The sequence below is a fragment of the Chitinophaga sp. 05T412 genome, from assembly GCF_056396465.1.
The window spans coordinates 1-20,038 of record NZ_JBFTLN010000001.1 but is presented as its reverse complement, the minus strand read 5'-3'; the positions used below and the strand labels follow the sequence as shown (position 1 = coordinate 20,038).

Sequence of the window (20,038 nt, the reverse complement as noted above, 5' to 3'; positions counted from 1 at the left end):
AATTTATGCTAAAACCTAATTTTCTAACGGCGATGTGTGCACGATTATCCGTGCAGGCCGCATTCTTTGTGCGATTGTTCCCACCACCAACGGCCGGCGCGGGGATGTTCTCCTGCTTCAATGGCCCGGGTACAGGGGGCACAACCGATGCTGACAAAGCCTTTGTCGTGCAGCTTGTTGTACGGCACTTTATACTTCTCCAGGTAGGCCAGTACTTCGTCGTATCCCCAGTGGATCAGCGGATTGTATTTATAAAGGTGGCGTTGTGCATCCCATTCCAGGGTTTCCATGGCCTGGCGGTTGTCGGATTGTTCTGCTCTTAAGCCGGTAATCCATACTTTCACGCCTTCCAGTGCTCTGTTGAGGGGAACTACTTTGCGGATACCACAACACTCTTTGCGGTTTTCCACAGATTCGTAAAAGCTGTTAGGTCCTTTGGCGGCGAGTAATTTTTCAACGGCAGCGGTTTCGGGGTAAAATACTTCTACTGGTTGTTTGTAACGGGCCATAGTGAGGTCCATTACATCGTATGTTTCCTGGAAAAGGCGACCCGTGTCAAGGGTAAAAACTCTAACCGGCAAGTGGTTACGCCAGATAATATCTGCTATTACCTGGTCTTCCTGGCCAAATGAGGTAGAAAAGGCGACAGCGCCCGGGTATTGCTCCAGCAGGTACTGTATGGCTTCTTCCACTGATTTGTTGGCCAACGCAGTGGTAATGTCTGTCATGTAGATCTTCCTTATTGATTGATATGTCTAGTGCCAGCGGAGCAATTACGGTTACTCCGTTAGCAAAAATACATAAAACCTATAAAAAAGATAGACTAATAAAATAAAAAATGACCACTTTCTTATAGAATAGCCATGGTAGCAGATGTTATCCGACCATTAATATGTTTTTTATTTTTAATGAATATGTCTGGGGAGAAGAATATAGGAAGATGGGGGAGGCAGTAGCTACTGCGGATAGCCGGCCATAGCAGCCGGCTGTTACACATTTCCTGAACCCGGCATTAGCTCCGGGTCAGGATATCTTTTAATGTTTTGTTTTCCAGTATTTTAAGGGCGGAGTCCCTTACTTTTCCCATCACCTCATTCAACCCGCAAACGGCTTCATCACGGCAGTTTTCGCAACGTTCGTAATAGTTCAGGCTCACGCAGGGCAGCAGGGCGATAGGACCATCCAGTAAACGGATGATTTTAGCCAACGCAATCTCCTTAGGAGGACGCATCAGGTAATATCCGCCGCCTTTTCCTTTTTTACTGCCAAGGATACCGGCATTCTTCAATTCCAGTAAGATATTTTCCAGGAATTTGATAGAGATACTTTTCTCCTGCGCGATCTCAGAGATAAGGATGGGACCTTTATCTACATTCTCTGCCAGGTGTACTAATGCGTGAAATGCGTATTGTGTTTTTTTCGATAACATACTGACTGGTTTGCATCCCTCCCGGATGAAAAAATAGTGCGGTGCACAGTTATATTCCTGCAAAGATAAGCAGTTTTTAGCTGTTAGCCATTAGCCGTTAGAATCCCAGTACCTCACTCATTGTGAAAACGCCGGTTTTGCCTTTGAGCCATTCTGCTGCTACTACAGCGCCGGCAGCAAAGCCTTCCCTGGAATGAGCGGTATGGGTAATGGTAATATCGTCGATGGGGGAGGTATAATTGATGATGTGTGTGCCTGGCGCCGGGTCTATTCTTTTGGAAATAATAGACAGCTTTTCCTGATCACTGGTTTCCTCATTTACCCAGCCGGTTTTGCGGGTAACGGAAGCCAGCAGTTGTTCTGCCAGGGAAATCGCGGTGCCGCTGGGGGCATCCTTTTTCTGTGTGTGATGAATTTCTTCCATCCACACATTGTATTGCGGCTGGTTGGCCATCAGGGCAGCCAGTTTCTTATTCAGTTCAAAGAAGATATTAACGCCTACACTGAAATTGGTGGCGTGCAAAAAGGCCTGCTTTTTTTCGATACACAGGGCGTTAATTTCGGGTAATTTATCGAGCCAGCCTGTAGTGCCCGAAACAACCGGTACATTGGCCTCAAAGCATTTTAATACGTTTTCGTAGGCCGTTTCAGGCACGGTAAACTCAATGGCTACATCTGCCTGGCTCAATGCTTCCTTCGTCAGGATGTCTTTACTGGTAGCCCGGATAACAATTTCATGCCCTTTACCAGTAGCAATAGCTTCTATCGCCTTTCCCATTTTACCATATCCGATGAGCGCAATTTTCATGACCCTTAAAAGTTGTATTTAGATTGATTGATAAAGATTGATTAACGGCCGGCAACGTAGCTACCCTTATTCTTTTTGCCGCCTATAGATAAATGAACGCCTATGCCCAATGTACGATTGTTGATTATTGTGGGAGAAACACGCATACTGAGATCATCAGACATATCAAAGTTGCGCAGGTGCGCAAATACAGTAGCATCCACAATATTCAGTCCATAGGCCAGTATGAAAAACAATACGGAATAATCCACGTACTGGCGATACTGATCGCGGTATACCTTGAGTGCTTCCGTAGGCAGGTTTTTAATACGGCTATCTGTAACATCCGTATCCGGGTTGCCATCCATGCGAAGGCGGTAGCCGTCGCGGAATAACTTATAGGTATTCATGTTGTCAATAAAGAAGTAGGTACAAGTACCGAGGGCAGCGTACACCAATGGCATTTTCCAGTACTCCCTGTTGTAAGCTTGTCCCAGTCCGGGTACTACAGCCGAAAAAAGCGCTGCTTTACGTGGGCTGTGTGGCAACCTGGCAATAGGTACGTAAGAAGAATCGTTGAAAATCGCTTTATTCGCTTTCACCGTATCTTTTCCTGCTGCAGGTATCAGAGAGGTATCCAATGTTTTGGCTGGCCTCAGGGTATCCTGTTGTGCCCGGAGGGGAACAGCAATTACCATTGCAAGCAAAAACAATAAACAGCCACGTTGTAATAGATGAAGTATGTATTCCGACTTATTAGCCACCGTATATATCTATTTTTTCCAGGATGCTATCCAGTTCTTCATCTGAATAGAATTCAATTAAAATACTTCCTTTGCCGCTTTTGCCTCTGTCCAGTTTTACTTTAGTCGAGAAGTGAGAAGCCAGTTGGTCCTGAATTTTTTGGAAAGGAGGGGCCAGCTTCAGTTTAGCAGATTTCTGCTGAGGATTTTTATCAGATTGATTAATTCTACGTGCCAGTTCTTCTGTTTGACGAACAGACAGACCGCCTTTGAGGATTTCATTGTAGAGGAACAATTGGTTTTCCACATTTTCCACGCCAGTGAGTACACGGGCATGTCCCATGCTGAGCTGACCATTACGTACCGCTACCTGGATATCCGGTGGCAGTTTGAGCAGGCGTATATAGTTGGTAACAGTACTTCTTTCTTTGCCCATACGGTCGGCTACCTGCTCCTGTGTGAGGGTACATTCTTCCATTAACCGTTTGTAGCTTAATCCCACCTCAATAGCATTGAGGTTTTCACGTTGCAGATTTTCCAGCAGTGCCAGTTCCAGGAGTTCCTGGTCGTTTACCTGACGAACGTAGGCGGGAATATCTTTCAGGCCGGCTAATTTGCTGGCTCTGAGGCGTCGTTCACCGGCAATCAGCTGGTACTTTTTCAGGCTGATTTTAGCGACGGTAATCGGCTGTATAATGTCATGGAGTTTAATAGACTGGCTTAACTCCTGCAAGGAAACCTCATCGAAGTCACGACGCGGCTGTTTCGGATTGGTAACAATCTGATCGAGCGAAATGCGTTCAATACCGGTAGCAGTAGCTACTACCTTATCACCCAGGGTACTGGCAGTCTGCTTCAGGTCTGTGTCAATGTTTTGAAGCAGTGAGCGGATGCCTTTACCCAATGCCTCTTTCTTACTTGGATTGGTCATCGTTGATAGCTAGGATTTTGTCTTTGGATTTAATTTTAGTGTAGTTATGTTTCTGCAGAATTTCTTTTGCCAGGTTCAGGTAATTAATAGCACCGGTACTGGCGGCATCATACATAATTACAGATTTACCAAAGCTGGGAGCCTCGCCCAGTTTGGTGTTGCGGTGAATGATGGTATTAAACACACTTTCTTCAAAATGTTGTTTTACTTCATCCACTACCTGGTTACTGAGGCGCAGGCGACCATCGTACATGGTCATCAGGATACCTTCAATTTCCAGGTCAGTATTCAGGCGGCTTTGTACAATTTTGATGGTATTGAGCAATTTACCCAATCCTTCCAATGCAAAAAATTCGCATTGTACGGGGATGATTACGGAGTTGGATGCTACCAGTGCATTCACCGTGATCAAGCCGAGAGAAGGGGAACAGTCTACAATTACAAAATCATAATCCGCTTCCACGCTATCGATTACCTGTTTCATCACTCTTTCCCTGGTAGGGTGATTGATGAGTTCCAGTTCAGCGCCTACCAGATCAATATGGGAGGGCAGCACCTTCAGGTTAGGAGTATCTGATTCCAGTATCACGTCTTTGGCATGCACATCGTTCACCATACAATCATACAAACTCTGCTGCACATTACGCAGGTCGAAACCCAGTCCTGTGGTGCTGTTTGCCTGAGGGTCCGCATCTACCAGCAATGTTTTAAATTCCAGCACAGCCAGGCTGCTTGCCAGGTTTATTGCACTTGTAGTTTTTCCTACGCCACCTTTTTGGTTAGCGATTGCGATTATTCTAGCCATTGTGTAATTTAAAAATTCAAAGGTTATTTATAGGATAAAGGATAAATCAATAAATGATTACTTCTTCCTCAAACCTCTATAGTACTGCCTATTTCAGGAAGTAACAAATCCAGCCCCGCATCTTCAAACTGTTGTAATGCTTCTTTCACATCAATCTTAACGTAGCCAAATGTATTGTAGTGTACACCAATTATTTTATCGCATTCTATCAATTCCGCCGCTGCTATTGCATCTTCAATACCCATCGTGAAATTATCACCAATGGGCAGTACGGCAAAATCCAGAGAGGCAATGGCCGGTACCAGCTCCATGTCTAATGTGAGCGCGGTATCGCCGGAATAATAAAAATTACCTTCTTCCGTCATAAATATAAATCCCATCGGATTACCACCATAAGTGCCATCCGGTAAACTGCTGGAATGCTGTGCTGTCACGCATTTTACGGTGCCAAAGTCAAATTTCCATTTACCACCGGTATTCATGGGATGCAGTTTTTCCACCCCCTGTTTCCCTGCCCAGGTCACAATTTCATAATTGGATACCACCGTCGCATTGGTCCGTTTGGCCAGATCCAGCAAGTCGGCCGTATGGTCCTCATGACCATGCGACACAAATATATAATCCGCCGTAATGGCATGGATATCTACTTTTTGGGCCAGCTCATTGTGGGTGATAAAAGGATCAAAAAGAATCTTTTTACCCTTTATTTCCACTGCAAAACAGGAATGTCCATAGCAAGTATACTTCATAATAACCGTTTTATTGCGGGATTTCTAAAAGTAGCCTAATCGGACAAAAATACAACGATTACATAAAAATCGGCCGCTGTAGTATATTTATTTATACACAAACTGTTCGCAGAACAGGCCACTCAATTTGTTAACGGGTTCGTTTCTAACCAGTTTAAGCAGGGGTAAGTTTAATACATTATTAAAATATTAAAATTATCTATTGTATACTGGCCTGCCAGCAAATGTACTGTTTCTGCCAGCTTAATAAAAAAAATAAAAACATACAATGTTCTCCTTTGTTATTCGTCTGTATAGCAGCAGGTAATCAGTTTTAACTTTTATAACCAGAATACTTGCACTAAATTGCCTGATTATTATATACTATATTAAAATTTTATAATGCGACCTGGGTTAAATTCTGTTATTCTCATTGTTTTTCTCCTATTGTTGGACATATACGTATTTCAGGCCGTGAGAGCCATGGTGTATATGTCGGCCCCCCGGGTAAGAAACATTACCTTTTCTGTTTACTGGTTTATATCTATCACCATCCTGCTAACCATCGCCCTGTTGCCGTATATCAACTGGCACAACTGGCCTACCCCGGTTAAATCTACGCTCACCGCTATTTTTATGGGACTGGTCGTGGCAAAGCTGCTGGTAACGGTATTCCTGCTGCTGGACGACGTAAGAAGAGGCCTTGTATGGCTGATCCGCCGTTTTTCCGGTACCCCCACCGCCGATGTAGCGCCCGGAGTAGTAAGCGGCATTACCCGTTCCCAGTTTTTAAGCCGTCTCGGATTAATTACCGGAGGTACTTTCTTTGCCACCCTGATGTATGGTTTTTCCAACAAGTATAACTACCGTGTACATAAAATAAAACTGGCATTTAAGCAATTGCCGGCCGCCTTTAAAGGGCTGCGCATTGTGCAGATTTCGGATATTCACTCCGGTAGCTTCGCAGACCACAAGGCAGTACTGAAAGGTATAAAATTGATTAACGATCAAAAGCCAGACCTGGTGCTGTTTACCGGTGATCTTGTGAATGACCGCGCCGATGAAATGAACCAGTGGATGGATGCCTTCCGCGAGGTGAAAGCTCCTATGGGCGTGTATTCCTCGCTCGGTAACCATGATTACGGTGAATACTATCCCTGGCCTGATAAAACGCCTAATGGGTACAGTGCTATGCAACACGCCAACCTGGAACGCCTGAAGGCCGTACACGGAGAGCTGGGCTGGAAGCTGATGCTGAACGAGAACGCGGTACTGGAGCGTAATGGAGAACAAATTGCTTTAATAGGTGTGGAGAATTGGAGTGCTATCAAGCGTTTCCCCCGCTATGGCGACCTGAAACGGGCCTACGAAGGGATAGAGCATATTCCGTTTAAAATATTATTGTCGCATGACCCTACCCACTGGAATGCACAGGTACGCCCCGAATACCCGGACATTGACCTGATGCTGGCAGGCCATACCCATGGGATGCAGTTTGGCGTGGAAATCCCGGGCCTGAAATGGAGCCCTGCCCAATATTTTTACAAGGAATGGGCGGGATTATATAAGAAAGGCGAGCAATTCCTATACGTAAACCGCGGATTTGGCTTCCTGGGCTATCCCGGAAGAGTAGGTATTTTACCGGAAATTACAGTGATAGATCTGGCATAAGAAGGGTTGACCGACAGAAAAGCAGTGTTTAACCACACATTCGTCCCATTCATGGGATCTGCGGTATATCAATGCCGAATTACGCTTATCTTGCAGGTACGTACTCATTAAACATGCGCCTATACTTCTTAACCTTCCTGTTGTTATGTAGCCGTATTGCAGCGGGACAAACCTTGGCAGAGCTGGAAAAGCAGCTTGATTCGCTGTTGCAGAAGCAGCAAAAAAGCGAGGTTGTGGCTGGCATCGGGTATGGTAATAATCCAGCCTACGGGAGTAAAGTGGCCAACTTTGAGACGCCGATCGTTTTGAAAACATTTGTATCTCCTTCGCTTAGTTATTATCATAAAAGCGGCTTTTATGCCGGTATTAGCAGCTATTATCTTTTTAATGCTAATAATAACCCGTGGTTTGAATGGGACCTGACTGCAGGATACGACTATACGAAAAACAAGAATTTCCTGACCGGAATTTCTTACACCCGTTATATGTATTCTGATTCCAGTGATGTGCCAGCTACGCCGATTAAGAATGAAATATTTGCTTATTTCTATTATCGCAAATGGTGGCTGCAACCGGGTTTGAGCCTGGATTACGGATGGGGAAAAGATGTAACAGAGGGATTGCATGTTCGGGAAACACTTCGAGGGAACGACTTTAACATCATTGCCGCCATCAGGCACCCCTTCATTTATTCCCGCGTATTGGCCCGGACAGACATTATCATGTTTACTCCTTCTGTAAATTTTACATTGGGTACGGCTAACTATTACAGTAATCTCAAAGCATTCCAGTACATTTCCCGATCGCCGAAACTGATGAAAACAAAAAGGCATCCCGGGAAGGAATTAAACTTTGAGGATCATACCGATTTTGAACCCCGCGCAGTGGATGTTACCATGAATCTTTCCTACTTTATAGGGCGTATTAACCTGGCGCCTTCTTTCACTGTCTTCAAGTCTCTCGGCGGAACCGACGAGGGAATTATGAGTTATTTCACAGCCCGTATGGCGTACAGTTTTTGATTCCTTTAACAAATAGCACGGAATTTGTATTTACGGCCAGCGTAATTGCAAGATAGGGGTATCATGTTCCTGAGACGTCTATATTTTAACCATTACTAACAAATGTTTTTATGAAAAAACTGTTTTTAGCCGTAGCAGTGTTAATGATCGCTGCTGTATCGACCGTTAATGCGCAGAGTACTAAATTCCTTCGCTTTGGTGTTAAAGGAGGTGCGAACCTCGGAAAGCTGGATGGATCTGGTTTTCAGGATGGATTTAAACTGGGATATCACCTGGGTGCATTTGCACAGGTAAACCTGGTAAAAGGGTTTGGTGTACAGGGAGAGGTGATCTTTTCTTCTACCAAAGCTGAAACAACAGATCAATACAGCAAAATTTATCAGGGCGTAAGTACTGCTGAAGATCGTAAGAAAATCAACCTGAACTACCTGAGTATTCCTTTATTAGCCAATATTGACTTAGGTACCCCACGTTTGAAACTCCAGGTAGGTCCTCAATTCGGCGCTTTGGTAAGTGACAAAAAAGTACTGGGTGCTGCCAATCAGGCTTTCAAAGGTGGTGAAATTTCCGGTGTAGCTGGTTTATGGCTGCAATTACCAATTATTAACATTAGTGCCCGCTACATTATTGGCTTTAATGATGTTAAGAATGCGGAAAGTATTACTAACACCGGTAACTGGAAAAATCAGAGCATACAATTAGGCGTGGGAGTTAGCTTCTAGCCGTTAACGTTTATTTTTTAGCAAAAAATGCCGCTGGGAGGAATGTATATCACGTTCTTCTTCGTGGCATTTTTATTTTGAGCCAATGGCTGAAAGCTGACAGCTAAAGGCTAAATGCTGTTTAGCTGCCGACTGCCGCTTCGTCACTTGGCATCAAACTTGACAATGTAGGGATACATAAAAAATAGAGGACTTACACAGGATTGTCTGACAGAATGTCCTCATGAGGCTTTAAATAACTCAGATGAACAGATTTTATTTAGGAAATTCGGAAGATGAAATGGAGTTCATGCCTATTATCCCTTTGAATGAAGATGGGGAAGGACAGGAGGATGAAAAGATTCCCGATGAACTGGCATTATTACCATTAAGAAATACGGTATTATTTCCGGGTGTTGTGCTGCCAATTACGGTAGGCCGGGATAAGTCAATAAAAGCGGTTAATGACGCCTACAAAACTGATAAATCAATCGGTGTAGTGGCGCAGAAAGACAGCACCATAGAGGACCCGGAAGTAACAGACCTGAGTGATGTAGGTACCGTTGCCCGTATTGTTAAGCTCATCAAAATGCCGGATGGTGGTACCACCATCATTATTCAGGGCCGTAAGCGCTTTAAAATAGATGAAATTGTAACAGAAGATCCCTACTTCAAAGCCAAAATCAGTCTGTTGCAGGATGAAGCTGCGGAAGACGATTCAGAGTTTGAAGCATATATTTCTTCTATTAAGGACCTGGCTGCACAGATTATTCAGCTGTCGCCTAACCTGCCTTCAGAAGCCAGCATTATCCTGAAGAATATCGAAAATCCATCGTTCCTGGTGCATTTCGTTTCTTCCAATCTTAATTCTGATTTAAAAGACAAACAGCAATTGCTGGAAATCAACAATCTGCGCACCCGTGCCGAACTGTTGATGAAGTTGTTGCAAACAGAATTACAGCTGGCGGAACTGAAGAATAAAATTACCAACAAAACCAAGGCAGACCTGGACAAGCAGCAGCGGGATTATTTCCTGCAGCAGCAGATGAAGTCTATCAAGGAAGAATTGGGTGGTGATGCCAATGACCGCGAGCTGAAAGAAATGAAGCGTAAGGCAGAAGAAAAGAAATGGCCTGCTGCTGCTGCAGAAGCTTTTGCCAAAGGCATTGAGAAACTGGAGCGTATGCATCCCAGCACTCCTGATTACAGCGTGGTATATAACCACCTGGATCTCTTACTGGACCTGCCATGGGGCGAATATACCACCGATAGCTACGACCTGAAAAAGGCGAAGAAAGTATTGGACCATGACCATTACGGCATGGATAGAATCAAGGAACGTATACTGGAATACCTGGCTGTTTTAAAACTGAAAGGAGATATGAAATCTCCAATCCTGTGTTTTGTAGGCCCTCCGGGTATTGGTAAAACCTCATTGGGACGTTCTATTGCCAATGCAGTAGGCCGTAAATATGTGCGTTTAAGTTTGGGCGGTTTACATGACGAAAGTGAAATCCGAGGACATCGTAAAACCTATATTGGTGCTATGCCAGGAAGGGTGGTACAGTCTATCCGCAAAACAAAGTCGTCCAACCCGGTAATGATCCTGGATGAAATTGACAAAATAGGCAATGATATGCGCGGCGATCCTAGTTCCGCCTTACTGGAAGTACTGGATCCCGAGCAGAATAGTACCTTCTACGACAACTACCTGGAGCTGGAATATGACCTGAGCAAGGTGTTGTTTATTGCTACTGCCAACAATATCAATTCTATTCATCCTGCGCTGCGCGACAGGCTGGAGATTATTGACCTGAGCGGTTATTCTATCGAAGAAAAGGTTGAAATCGCGAAAAGGCACCTGTTACCGAAGCAACAGGAAGCACATGGATTAGCAACTACTAAAATAAAGATTGCGAACCCGGTTATTGAGCAGTTGATATCAGATTATACCCGTGAGAGCGGGGTGCGTGAACTGGACAGGCAATTTGCTGCGATCATGCGTAATCTGGCCAAGCAAGTGGCAATGGAAGAGAAATTGCCGACAGCATTAACCGACGAGGACTTGCAGCGTATATTGGGTAAACCCCGCTATTCAAATGAAATCTATAAAGTGGGTAATCCGCCGGGAGTAGCCGTAGGGTTGGGCTGGACTTATGTAGGCGGTGATATCCTGTTTATAGAAAGTAGTTTGAGTGAAGGAAAAGGTGACCTGAAACTAACAGGTAACCTGGGGAATGTGATGAAAGAATCGGCGGTAACAGCATTGAGCTATCTGCATTCACACGCAGTAGAGCTGAAGCTTGATCCGAAGTTATTTACTACAAAGAGTGTGCATCTGCATATTCCTGAAGGAGCGGTACCTAAAGATGGTCCGAGTGCAGGTATCACGATGATGACAGCATTGGCTTCCATCTTCTCAGGCCGTAAGGTAAAATCTTATCTGGCGATGACCGGTGAAATTACCTTGCGTGGTCAGGTATTACCGGTAGGTGGTATTAAGGAAAAAATACTGGCGGCCAAAAGGGCAGGTATCCGGGAAATTATTCTGTGCTGGCAAAATGAGAAGGACATTAAGGACATCAATCCTTCCTATATCAAAGGAATGAAGTTCCATTATGTACGTGAAATGAACCAAGTGCTGGATATTGCGTTATTAAAGAAGTAAATACACGTAACATTGCTATCAGTCATGATGGCAAATTATATATAGTTCATAACGGTTTAGTTGTGACCCGTTGTGAGCTTCATGTTGATTGTTTTAAGGGTTATAAAGCCATTCCTTGATCGGGAATGGCTTTATTATTGAGCAGAAAGTAAAAAGCTATTGAAGGGAGTGAAAAGCGGGAATATTATATCCGCAATAATCACTCGCTTCAATAGCTTTTTGCTTTCAGCTTTTTGCTTAATCTGCCAGCTGGCGTTTATACAGCTGTATAGTATTTTCCAGGCCGAAATAAAGTGCATCCGCCACCAGTGCATGTCCGATAGAAACTTCTTTCAGTTGCGGAATATGCAGTTTGAAGAAGCGGAGGTTATCGAGGTTGAGGTCATGTCCGGCGTTCAGATCGAGGCCAATAGCGGTGGCTTCTTTCGCGGTGTTTTTATAGTCGTTGAACAGCTGCAGGTTTTGCGGCTGTGTCCGTGCATTCGTATATTCTTCGGCGTAAGGGCCGGTATATAACTCGATGCGGTCAGCTCCGGCGGTTTTGGCGCCTTCTACTTTAGTGACATCAGCATTGAGGAATATGGATACCCGGATGCCTGCTTTTTTGAGGGTAGAGATCACATCTTTCAGTTGCGACTGATAAGCGATAGTATCCCATCCGGTATTGGAAGTAATGGCATTGGGCGGATCTGGTACCAAGGTACATTGGTGGGGTTTTACGGCCAGTACGAGGTCCATAAAATCCTGTGAAGGATATCCTTCGATATTAAATTCTGTGGTCACTAATGGTTTCAGGTCTCTAACATCCTGATAGCGGATATGACGTTCATCGGGGCGTGGGTGGACGGTGATACCATCAGCACCGAAACGTTCGCAATCCTGTGCCACTTTCAAAATATCCGGTAGGTTGCCTCCCCGTGCATTTCGCAGGGTAGCAAACTTGTTGATGTTTACACTCAGCTTTGTCATGGTGCAAAAATACTTCTTATAACAGAAAGCACAAAGCATAAAGCAGAAAGCAAAAAGCTATTGCAGCGGATGATTGTAGTGAAAAAAGCAGAGCGAATAATTAAAACGCATACACGTTTTAATTATTCGCTCTGATCAATCGCTGCAATAGCTTTTTGCTTTCAGCTTTATGCCTTCAGCTATTAATATCTGTAGTAGTCTGGTTTGAATGGTCCTGCTACCGGAATGCCGAGATATTCGGATTGAGAAGTAGTGAGGACATCCAGTTCTACGCCGACTTTTTTCAGGTGTAAGCGTGCTACTTTTTCATCGAGATGTTTAGGCAGTACGTATACTTTGTTTTCGTAGTTTTCTGAGTGCAGCCAGAGTTCCAGTTGCGCCAGTACCTGGTTGGTAAAGGAGTTACTCATTACGAAAGAGGGGTGGCCGGTAGCGCAACCCAGGTTTACCAGGCGGCCTTCAGCCAGCAGGATGATATCTTTACCGTCGATGGTATATTTATCTACCTGTGGTTTGATTTCAACTTTGGTATTACCGTAGTTTTTATTTAACCAGGCTACATCAATTTCGATATCGAAGTGACCGATATTGGAAACGATGCATTTATCTTTCATCAGTTTGAAGTGTTCGCCGGTGATGATATCGCGGCAACCAGTGGTGGTAACGATGATATCTGCTTCTTTTACCGCGTCGTTCATTTTCTTTACTTCATAACCCTCCATTGCAGCCTGTAAAGCGCAAATAGGGTCAATTTCAGTAACGATTACACGGGCGCCGGCACCTCTCAGTGATTCAGCGGAACCTTTACCTACGTCACCAAAACCAGCAACAACTGCTACTTTACCAGCGATCATTACATCGGTAGCGCGACGGATCGCATCTACGCAGGATTCGCGGCAACCATATTTATTATCAAATTTGGATTTGGTAACAGAGTCGTTGATGTTGATAGCAGGCATTGGTAAGGTACCCGCTTTCATACGCTCGTATAAGCGGTGAACGCCAGTAGTGGTTTCTTCACTTAATCCTTTGATATGCTGGATAAGTTCAGGGTATTTGTCAAACACCATGTTGGTGAGGTCACCACCATCGTCCAGGATCATGTTCAGTGGACGGTCAGGGCTACCGAAGAACAGGGTTTGTTCAATGCACCAATCAAAGTCGGCTTCATTTAAACCTTTCCAGGCAAATACAGGTACGCCGGCAGCAGCGATAGCAGCAGCAGCGTGATCCTGTGTAGAGAATATGTTACAGGAGCTCCAGCGTACTTCCGCACCCAGGTGTACCAGTGTTTCAATTAATACGGCTGTTTGAATAGTCATGTGTAAGCAACCGGCAACGCGCGCGCCCTGTAAAGGCTTGGTATTACCATATTCTTCTCTCAATGACATCAAACCAGGCATTTCTGCTTCTGCCAGTTCTATCTCCTTACGACCCCAGGCCGCCAAGGACATATCTTTTACCTTGTATTCGAGGCTAAAATCAATATTGGACTTTGCAACTGTCGACATGCTGAATTATTTTTTGCAAATCTAGGGTTATTTTAACTTTTAACATAATGATACTGTGTTGAGGTGACAGCAGGCCCTAAAATTCTGTTAACCGCCCGGTAAGGAGGCCTATAACTCCCAAATCCATAAATTATTTTGATTTAATATAAATATTATTATAGATTTGCTAATTAAAATATATGATTTTATATTTAATTGTTTGGAAATGTGTGACAGGTGGAAGGGTATAAAATAAATACCGTAATCATCAAAATGCCATTTAGAGGTCTCAGGCGCCCCCTCCACCATCAGATTGAGACATTATATAATTGCCGGTAGCGGGTTTTTCAGTTTCATCAGAAGAAAGAAAGAAACATTATTAGATGCTACCGGGAGAGCCAATTTAGAGATTCGCATATAGGGTTTTACAAAGGACTGTTTTACGCATTTTTGACTAAAAATCTATATGTATAAATAGAAATTTACACGCTTATATGTTACTCCTTTCCCATCCTATGAAATTGATTAAGCAAGGTATGCCCCGTCGTATCCACGCACGCTTATTGCGGGCCCTCTACCTGATCATCGCGTTTTTTAGTATAAGCATTGGTGTAAATGCACAAACTCCTCTTGTTACTATTAATCCTACTGGTGGAACTAATCCTACTAATGGACTGAAAATAGTGGTAAACGATGATGGTACTTACGTAGTATACAGAAAAGGTAATGCTGAAACGGCGAAAGATGCCAACTCACCATATTATCTGGGGGCAGCAACACATTTAGCTTTTAATATCGATATACCGCGTACTTACGGACCGATGCTTGATGTGCATTACTCCTCCGTTTCTCCTTTGATGGGTAGCGGTACGGCAAGTGATCCCTATCAGGTAAGCCTGATTGGGGTGGTGAATAATGCGGATCCGGGTGATGGAACTGTTTATCCTACTACGGTGATAATGACCATCAGTTATGTGGCACCTAATAAGTATTATACGCTTGATTATACGGTGTATAATGAAAATTATTACGTGATTCCGCAAATTTATGTAGACGAATATGCCACGCTGCAGGAACCTAATTTCGCACACCCCGATGTAGATAACAATAACAATAGAGTTCAATACGGTTACCTGGAAGGAGCGGGTGCTGTAATAGCACTTAGGAGAAGTAGTAACGTACACGGTACCGCCGCTACTCCGGGGCCATTGATTCACGCCTATCATGCGTATAACAACTTTGCTTCTTATTCGGTAGGTAACGCTTCTTCCCGAATGTCTGCTAACATTAATACTAATAATTTGCTGGATTACGCCATGGAACAGGTGGATCCAATTCCCGTCATCCCACCGAGCCCAGTAAATGCGCGGCAGGGAATGGCGGCACATACGAACATGGGATTGAAATCTGATGCGTACCGGGCAGTAGGTACTAGAATGGGTGTTTCCTATGGAGATAGCTTGCTGCCGATTAACTTGCCACTAAATGGCACACCCCTCAGTACCGGCACCTCACCCATCACTGTAGCATTCGCAAGAGCTAATGCAGAGGGGTTGGAAGGCGCAGCGGGTAATACGCATGATCCTTATAACTTAAAACTGGTAGTAAAATCGGGAGGTACAGTAACATCTCCCATCTATGTAAAGGTAAATCTGCTGCCTGCCACTCCCGGAGATGCCCGTGCCGCTGTATTGAATACAGATTTTACCTTTCAGGGAGGTTATATGATTCCGGCTCGCACCTATGCCGTCGGAGATTCCATTGATTTGAAGAATATCAAGATTATTGGTAATAATAAATTAGAGTATAGCCGCCATTTCACCCTACAACTGGAACAGGTACAGGAGAACCAATTGTTGCTGATCAGTACAGATCCTTCCGACACCACCACCTGCACCTATACCATTAAAGACGATGAACCTAAAAACATCGTACTCACCGCTCCCACCCAAATTAAAGAAGGCTTTATTGATAGTGTGCGCGTAGCGTTGCCTCCAGGCGTACTTGCTTCTGAAAGAACATTGGTAAACCTGTCTGTGCAAAATGATAGTGAGGCGAAGGCGGGTATTGACTTTACTTATAATTCAAGCGCTTATATAGAAATAAACGCCAATGGAGTGAATATTCCAATAAGAGCTACGCTCGACAGCATCATTGAAAAAGATAAACTGATTAAGCTGAAAGCAGATGCTGTTGTAATGGGAGAAGCACAAACTTTTTCGCAATCCCTGACCCTGCTGGATTCTACCCGCTTGAATCCATCTCTCACAACAGTAGCTATAAAATCAGACCCCCCAGCGTCGCTGAAGGAGCCGTATGATGGAAAGCTGACTTTCAGCCTGCCACCAAATGTAACTACCCAATTGCCAATAGGTATTAAAATAAATAAATTACCAACTTCCACTGCAACGAATAACGCGGATTATCAATTGCCGGATACCGCCGTGATTATTGGACATGATACTACCGTTGTCTTCAAAATTATAGACGACAATAAAATTGAAGGAACAGAGCAGCTAAACCTGTCGCTTACTTTAACAGAAAGTACTGCCCACACCGTATTAACGAATACGCCTGTTAACCTGGATATCCTGGATGCACAATTGCCGATGACAGCGCCGGTGATTTTACATATTTCTGCCAACAGCGCCAATGAAGGTACTTCGCCATATGTATGGGCAGAGTTGCCCAGTGGCCTCTCCACGCAGATTCCGATCAAAGTGAAATTTAAGACGGGGGGCTCTTCTACCGCTTTACCTGGTAGCTATACTTTTGCGAAAGATTCGGTGACTATTCAGCCTAATCGTACTCTTTCCGATACCGTTTACATTACCAATACCGCGAATACCATTTTTGATGATACCCGTGATCTGGTATTGGTAGGAAATTCTCCGGATAACGGCATCCTGGTAAAAGACAGTGTGAAAGTGACGATCGTAGATATGACAGATCCGTCTAAAAAAGTAGTGACGCTGACAGCAGATAGCGTGGCCTTGAAAGAAGGCGATAGTACCCGGTTCAAAATGTCGCTGCCAGCAGGTTACCGCTCTTCCAAACCACTGACCATTGCGCTCACCACCAATGCAACTGGCACGGAAGCAGCAGCCACCGATTTCAAATACCTGCAAACATCTATTACTTTCCCGAAAGATACTTCTGTATTTACTACCACCAGTGAAGTGATCAAAGCGCTGACTGACCAGATCATAGAGAAAGATGAACAGTTAAATATATCCGGTACCGTTAGTGGTGCTACTGGTTATACGGTAGCAGATGCACAGTTCAAAATTAATGATGCCACCCGCAGGGATGGCACCAAAACCGTGATCACCTTTACGCCGCCAACAGCGACCATGCCGGAAAACAGCACCCAACAAATTGGTTTTGCCCTGCCTGCCGGTGTAACTACTGAAATACCAATTAAAGTATCACTGCCTGCAACTGGTACGGCTACACGTAACACGGATTATAGTCTGCCAACAGATACCAGCTTTACCACATCATCTGCTACTATTGAATTAAATGTAGCGGGAGATATACTAGTGGAAGATGATGAAGCTATTCACATTACGCCATCTGTCACTGACCTTTATAATACTACCTACACCTTCAGCCCTGCCACATTTGATCTGACAATCAAAGATGCGCAGTATCCATTCCCGGCGGGTGACTCTGTATTACTGAGTTGTGCCCCGGACAGTGTGCTGGAAGGAGCCGGCGCTACCATTACCGCTACTTTCCCGCATGGCTGGAAAGCAGGTAAAGCCTGGACCGTGAATCTGACAAAAGATATGGTGAAGTCTACGGTAGGCAACGGCCGCTATGTGAGCTTCCCAGCCAGCATCAGTATTCCGGTGAATGGTACCAACGGAACTACTACTATTCAAACACTGCCTAATGGCGTATTCAGCGATGAAGGTGCGTTGTTCATAGATGGTAATAAGAGCGATGTGAAGATGCCAGCGCGCAGCACCAGTCTTTATATCAAAGACAATACGGACCCTTCAAAGAAGGTACTGACCATCGTATCAGACAGCGCAGCCCTGACGGAAGGTAACTCAACAGCATTCAAAATGTCGCTGCCAGCAGGTTACCACTCCGCTAAACCGCTGACCATTGCACTGACCACCAGAGCAGCCGGAACGGAAGCCTCAGCTACTGACTTCCAATACCTGCAAACATCTATTACATTCCCACAAGATACTTCTGTGTTCACAACTGCTTCACCAGTGATTAAAGCGCTGGTAGACCAGATCCTGGAGAAAGATGAGCAATTGAATATCGCCGCTGCGGTTACTAACTCACCTGGCTACATGGTAGCAGATGTACAATTCAAAATTAATGATGCTACTCGTAGAGATGGCACTAAAACCGTGATCACGTTTACACCGCCAGCAGCCGGTATGCCGGAAAACACTACGCAGCAGATTGGCTTTAAGCTACCAGCCGGCGTGACTACTGAAATACCAATTAAAGTATCCCTGCCAGCTACAGGTACGGCTACACGTAATACAGATTACAGCTTACCAACAGACACTACCTTCACCACTGCATTAGCAGCTATTGAAGTAAAAGTAGCTGGTGACATGCTGGTAGAAGATGTGGAAGACATCCATATCATACCAACCATCAGTGATATTTATAATACGGCTTATACCTTTAATCCAGCCAGCGTAGATCTGACGATTAAAGATGCGCAGTATCCATTCCCGGCGGGCGACTCCGTATTACTGAGCTGTGCTCCGGATAGCGTAAACGAAGGACAAAGCTCCGTGATTACCGCTACCTTCCCGCACGGCTGGAAAGCAGGCAAAGCGTGGACCATCAATCTGACAAAAGATGTAGTAAAGTCTGTTGCGATTGGCAACGACCGCTATGTGAGCTTCCCTGCCAGCATCAGCATTCCGGTGAATGGTACCAACGGAACTACCACTATTCAAACGCTACCTAATGGCGTATTCAGCGATGAAGGCGCGTTGTTCATAGATGGTAATAAGAGCGATGTGAAGATGCCAGCGCGCAGCACCAGTCTTTATATCAAAGACAATACAGACCCTTCAAAGAAGGTACTGACCATCGTATCAGACAGCGCAGCCCTGACCGAAGGTAACAGCACGGCATTTAAAATGTCGCTGCCGGCAGGTTACCACTCCGCTAAACCGCTGACCATTGCACTGACCACCAGAGCAGCCGGAACGGAAGCCGCAGCAACTGACTTCCAATACCTGCAAACATCTATTACATTCCCACAAGATACTTCTGTGTTCACAACTGTTGCGCCGGTTATTAAAGCAGTGACAGATCAGATTCTGGAGAAAGATGAGCAATTGAATATCGCCGCTGCCGTTACTAACTCTCCTGGTTACACAGTAGCAGATGTGTCGTTGAAAATCAACGATGCTACCCGCAGAGACGGCACTAAAACCGTGATCACGTTCACACCACCAGCTGCCGGCATGCCGGAAAACACGACACAACAGATTGGCTTTAAACTGCCAGCCGGCGTGACTACTGAAATACCAATTAAAGTATCCCTGCCAACTACTGGTACGGCTACACGTGATACAGATTACAGCTTACCAACAGATACAACCTTTACTACTGCATTAGCCGCTATTGAAGTGAAAGTAGCTGGTGACATTCTGGTAGAAGATGTGGAAGATATTCATATCATACCAGCCATCAGTGATATTTATAATACGCCTTATACCTTTAATCCTGCCAGCGTAGATCTGACCATTAAAGATGCGCAGTATCCATTCCCAGCGGGTGATTCTGTGTTACTGAGCTGTGCTCCGGATAGCGTTAACGAAGGACAAAGCTCCGTGATTACCGCTACCTTCCCACATGGCTGGAAAGCAGGTAAAGCATGGACCATCAATCTGACAAAAGATGTAGTAAAGTCTGTTGCGATTGGCAACGACCGCTATGTGAGCTTCCCTGCAAGCATCAGCATTCCGGTGAATGGTACCAATGGAACTACTACTATTCAAACGCTGCCTAACGGTGTATTCAGCGATGAAGGCGCGTTGTTCATAGATGGTAATAAGAGCGATGTGAAGATGCCAGCGCGTAGTACAAGTCTTTACATCAA

14 protein-coding genes are annotated in these 20,038 nt (G+C 44.7%); 5 read left to right on the top strand and 9 right to left on the bottom strand.

Annotated features, from left to right (window positions below; genetic code table 11):
- Window positions 1–44 precede the first annotated feature (44 nt).
- The 7 genes from AC1DFM_RS00070 to AC1DFM_RS00040 form a co-directional block, all read right to left on the bottom strand.
- Complete coding sequence (locus AC1DFM_RS00070) at window positions 45–728, bottom strand: phosphoadenylyl-sulfate reductase (protein ID WP_477074683.1); 684 nt, start codon at window positions 726–728, stop codon at window positions 45–47.
- Window positions 729–1,012: 284 nt separating this feature from the next.
- Entirely contained in the window at window positions 1,013–1,429 is a 417-nt protein-coding gene (locus tag AC1DFM_RS00065) for an RrF2 family transcriptional regulator (RefSeq protein ID WP_477074682.1), read from the bottom strand.
- A 97-nt stretch (window positions 1,430–1,526) separates the two neighbouring features.
- Window positions 1,527–2,237 carry a 4-hydroxy-tetrahydrodipicolinate reductase gene (gene dapB / locus AC1DFM_RS00060; protein WP_477074681.1) on the bottom strand — a complete coding sequence of 237 codons (711 nt, stop codon included), beginning with the start codon at window positions 2,235–2,237 and terminating at the stop codon, window positions 1,527–1,529.
- A 41-nt stretch (window positions 2,238–2,278) separates the two neighbouring features.
- Complete coding sequence (locus tag AC1DFM_RS00055; RefSeq protein ID WP_477074680.1) at window positions 2,279–2,914, bottom strand: DUF5683 domain-containing protein; 636 nt, start codon at window positions 2,912–2,914, stop codon at window positions 2,279–2,281.
- Window positions 2,915–2,972: 58 nt separating this feature from the next.
- The gene (locus AC1DFM_RS00050) at window positions 2,973–3,890 is read right to left on the bottom strand and encodes a ParB/RepB/Spo0J family partition protein (RefSeq protein WP_477074679.1); all 918 of its coding nucleotides are present in this window, start codon (window positions 3,888–3,890) and stop codon (window positions 2,973–2,975) included.
- Window positions 3,874–4,695, bottom strand: a complete 822-nt coding sequence (locus AC1DFM_RS00045) for a ParA family protein (protein ID WP_291929091.1) — start codon at window positions 4,693–4,695, stop codon at window positions 3,874–3,876. The genes AC1DFM_RS00050 and AC1DFM_RS00045 overlap by 17 nt, the downstream gene beginning before the upstream one ends.
- 68 nt (window positions 4,696–4,763) lie before the next feature.
- Entirely contained in the window at window positions 4,764–5,444 is a 681-nt protein-coding gene (locus AC1DFM_RS00040; RefSeq protein ID WP_477074678.1) for a metal-dependent hydrolase, read from the bottom strand.
- A gap of 381 nt (window positions 5,445–5,825) precedes the next feature.
- Between AC1DFM_RS00040 and AC1DFM_RS00035 the strand changes: the two genes are divergently transcribed.
- From AC1DFM_RS00035 to lon, 4 genes are all read left to right on the top strand, one after another.
- A complete protein-coding gene (locus AC1DFM_RS00035) occupies window positions 5,826–7,094 on the top strand; it encodes a metallophosphoesterase (protein ID WP_477074677.1) in 1,269 nt (422 codons plus the stop codon).
- A gap of 113 nt (window positions 7,095–7,207) precedes the next feature.
- The gene (locus AC1DFM_RS00030; RefSeq protein ID WP_477074676.1) at window positions 7,208–8,116 is read left to right on the top strand and encodes a TorF family putative porin; all 909 of its coding nucleotides are present in this window, start codon (window positions 7,208–7,210) and stop codon (window positions 8,114–8,116) included.
- Window positions 8,117–8,226: 110 nt separating this feature from the next.
- Window positions 8,227–8,838, top strand: a complete 612-nt coding sequence (locus tag AC1DFM_RS00025) for a porin family protein (protein WP_477074675.1) — start codon at window positions 8,227–8,229, stop codon at window positions 8,836–8,838.
- Between the two features lie 244 nt (window positions 8,839–9,082).
- Entirely contained in the window at window positions 9,083–11,485 is a 2,403-nt protein-coding gene (gene lon / locus AC1DFM_RS00020) for an endopeptidase La (RefSeq protein ID WP_477074674.1), read from the top strand.
- Window positions 11,486–11,722: 237 nt separating this feature from the next.
- On the opposite strand, the gene AC1DFM_RS00015 is transcribed toward lon, so the two are convergent.
- Together AC1DFM_RS00015 and ahcY are read right to left on the bottom strand one after the other, a co-directional pair.
- The gene (locus AC1DFM_RS00015; RefSeq protein ID WP_477074673.1) at window positions 11,723–12,454 is read right to left on the bottom strand and encodes a pyridoxine 5'-phosphate synthase; all 732 of its coding nucleotides are present in this window, start codon (window positions 12,452–12,454) and stop codon (window positions 11,723–11,725) included.
- A 182-nt stretch (window positions 12,455–12,636) separates the two neighbouring features.
- Window positions 12,637–13,965, bottom strand: coding sequence for an adenosylhomocysteinase (gene ahcY / locus AC1DFM_RS00010; protein ID WP_477074672.1), 1,329 nt, complete (start codon window positions 13,963–13,965; stop codon window positions 12,637–12,639).
- Window positions 13,966–14,459: 494 nt separating this feature from the next.
- Here ahcY and AC1DFM_RS00005 point away from each other — a divergent pair.
- Window positions 14,460–20,038 (top strand): Calx-beta domain-containing protein (locus tag AC1DFM_RS00005; protein WP_477074671.1); only part of this gene is annotated, 5,579 nt, incomplete at its 3' end.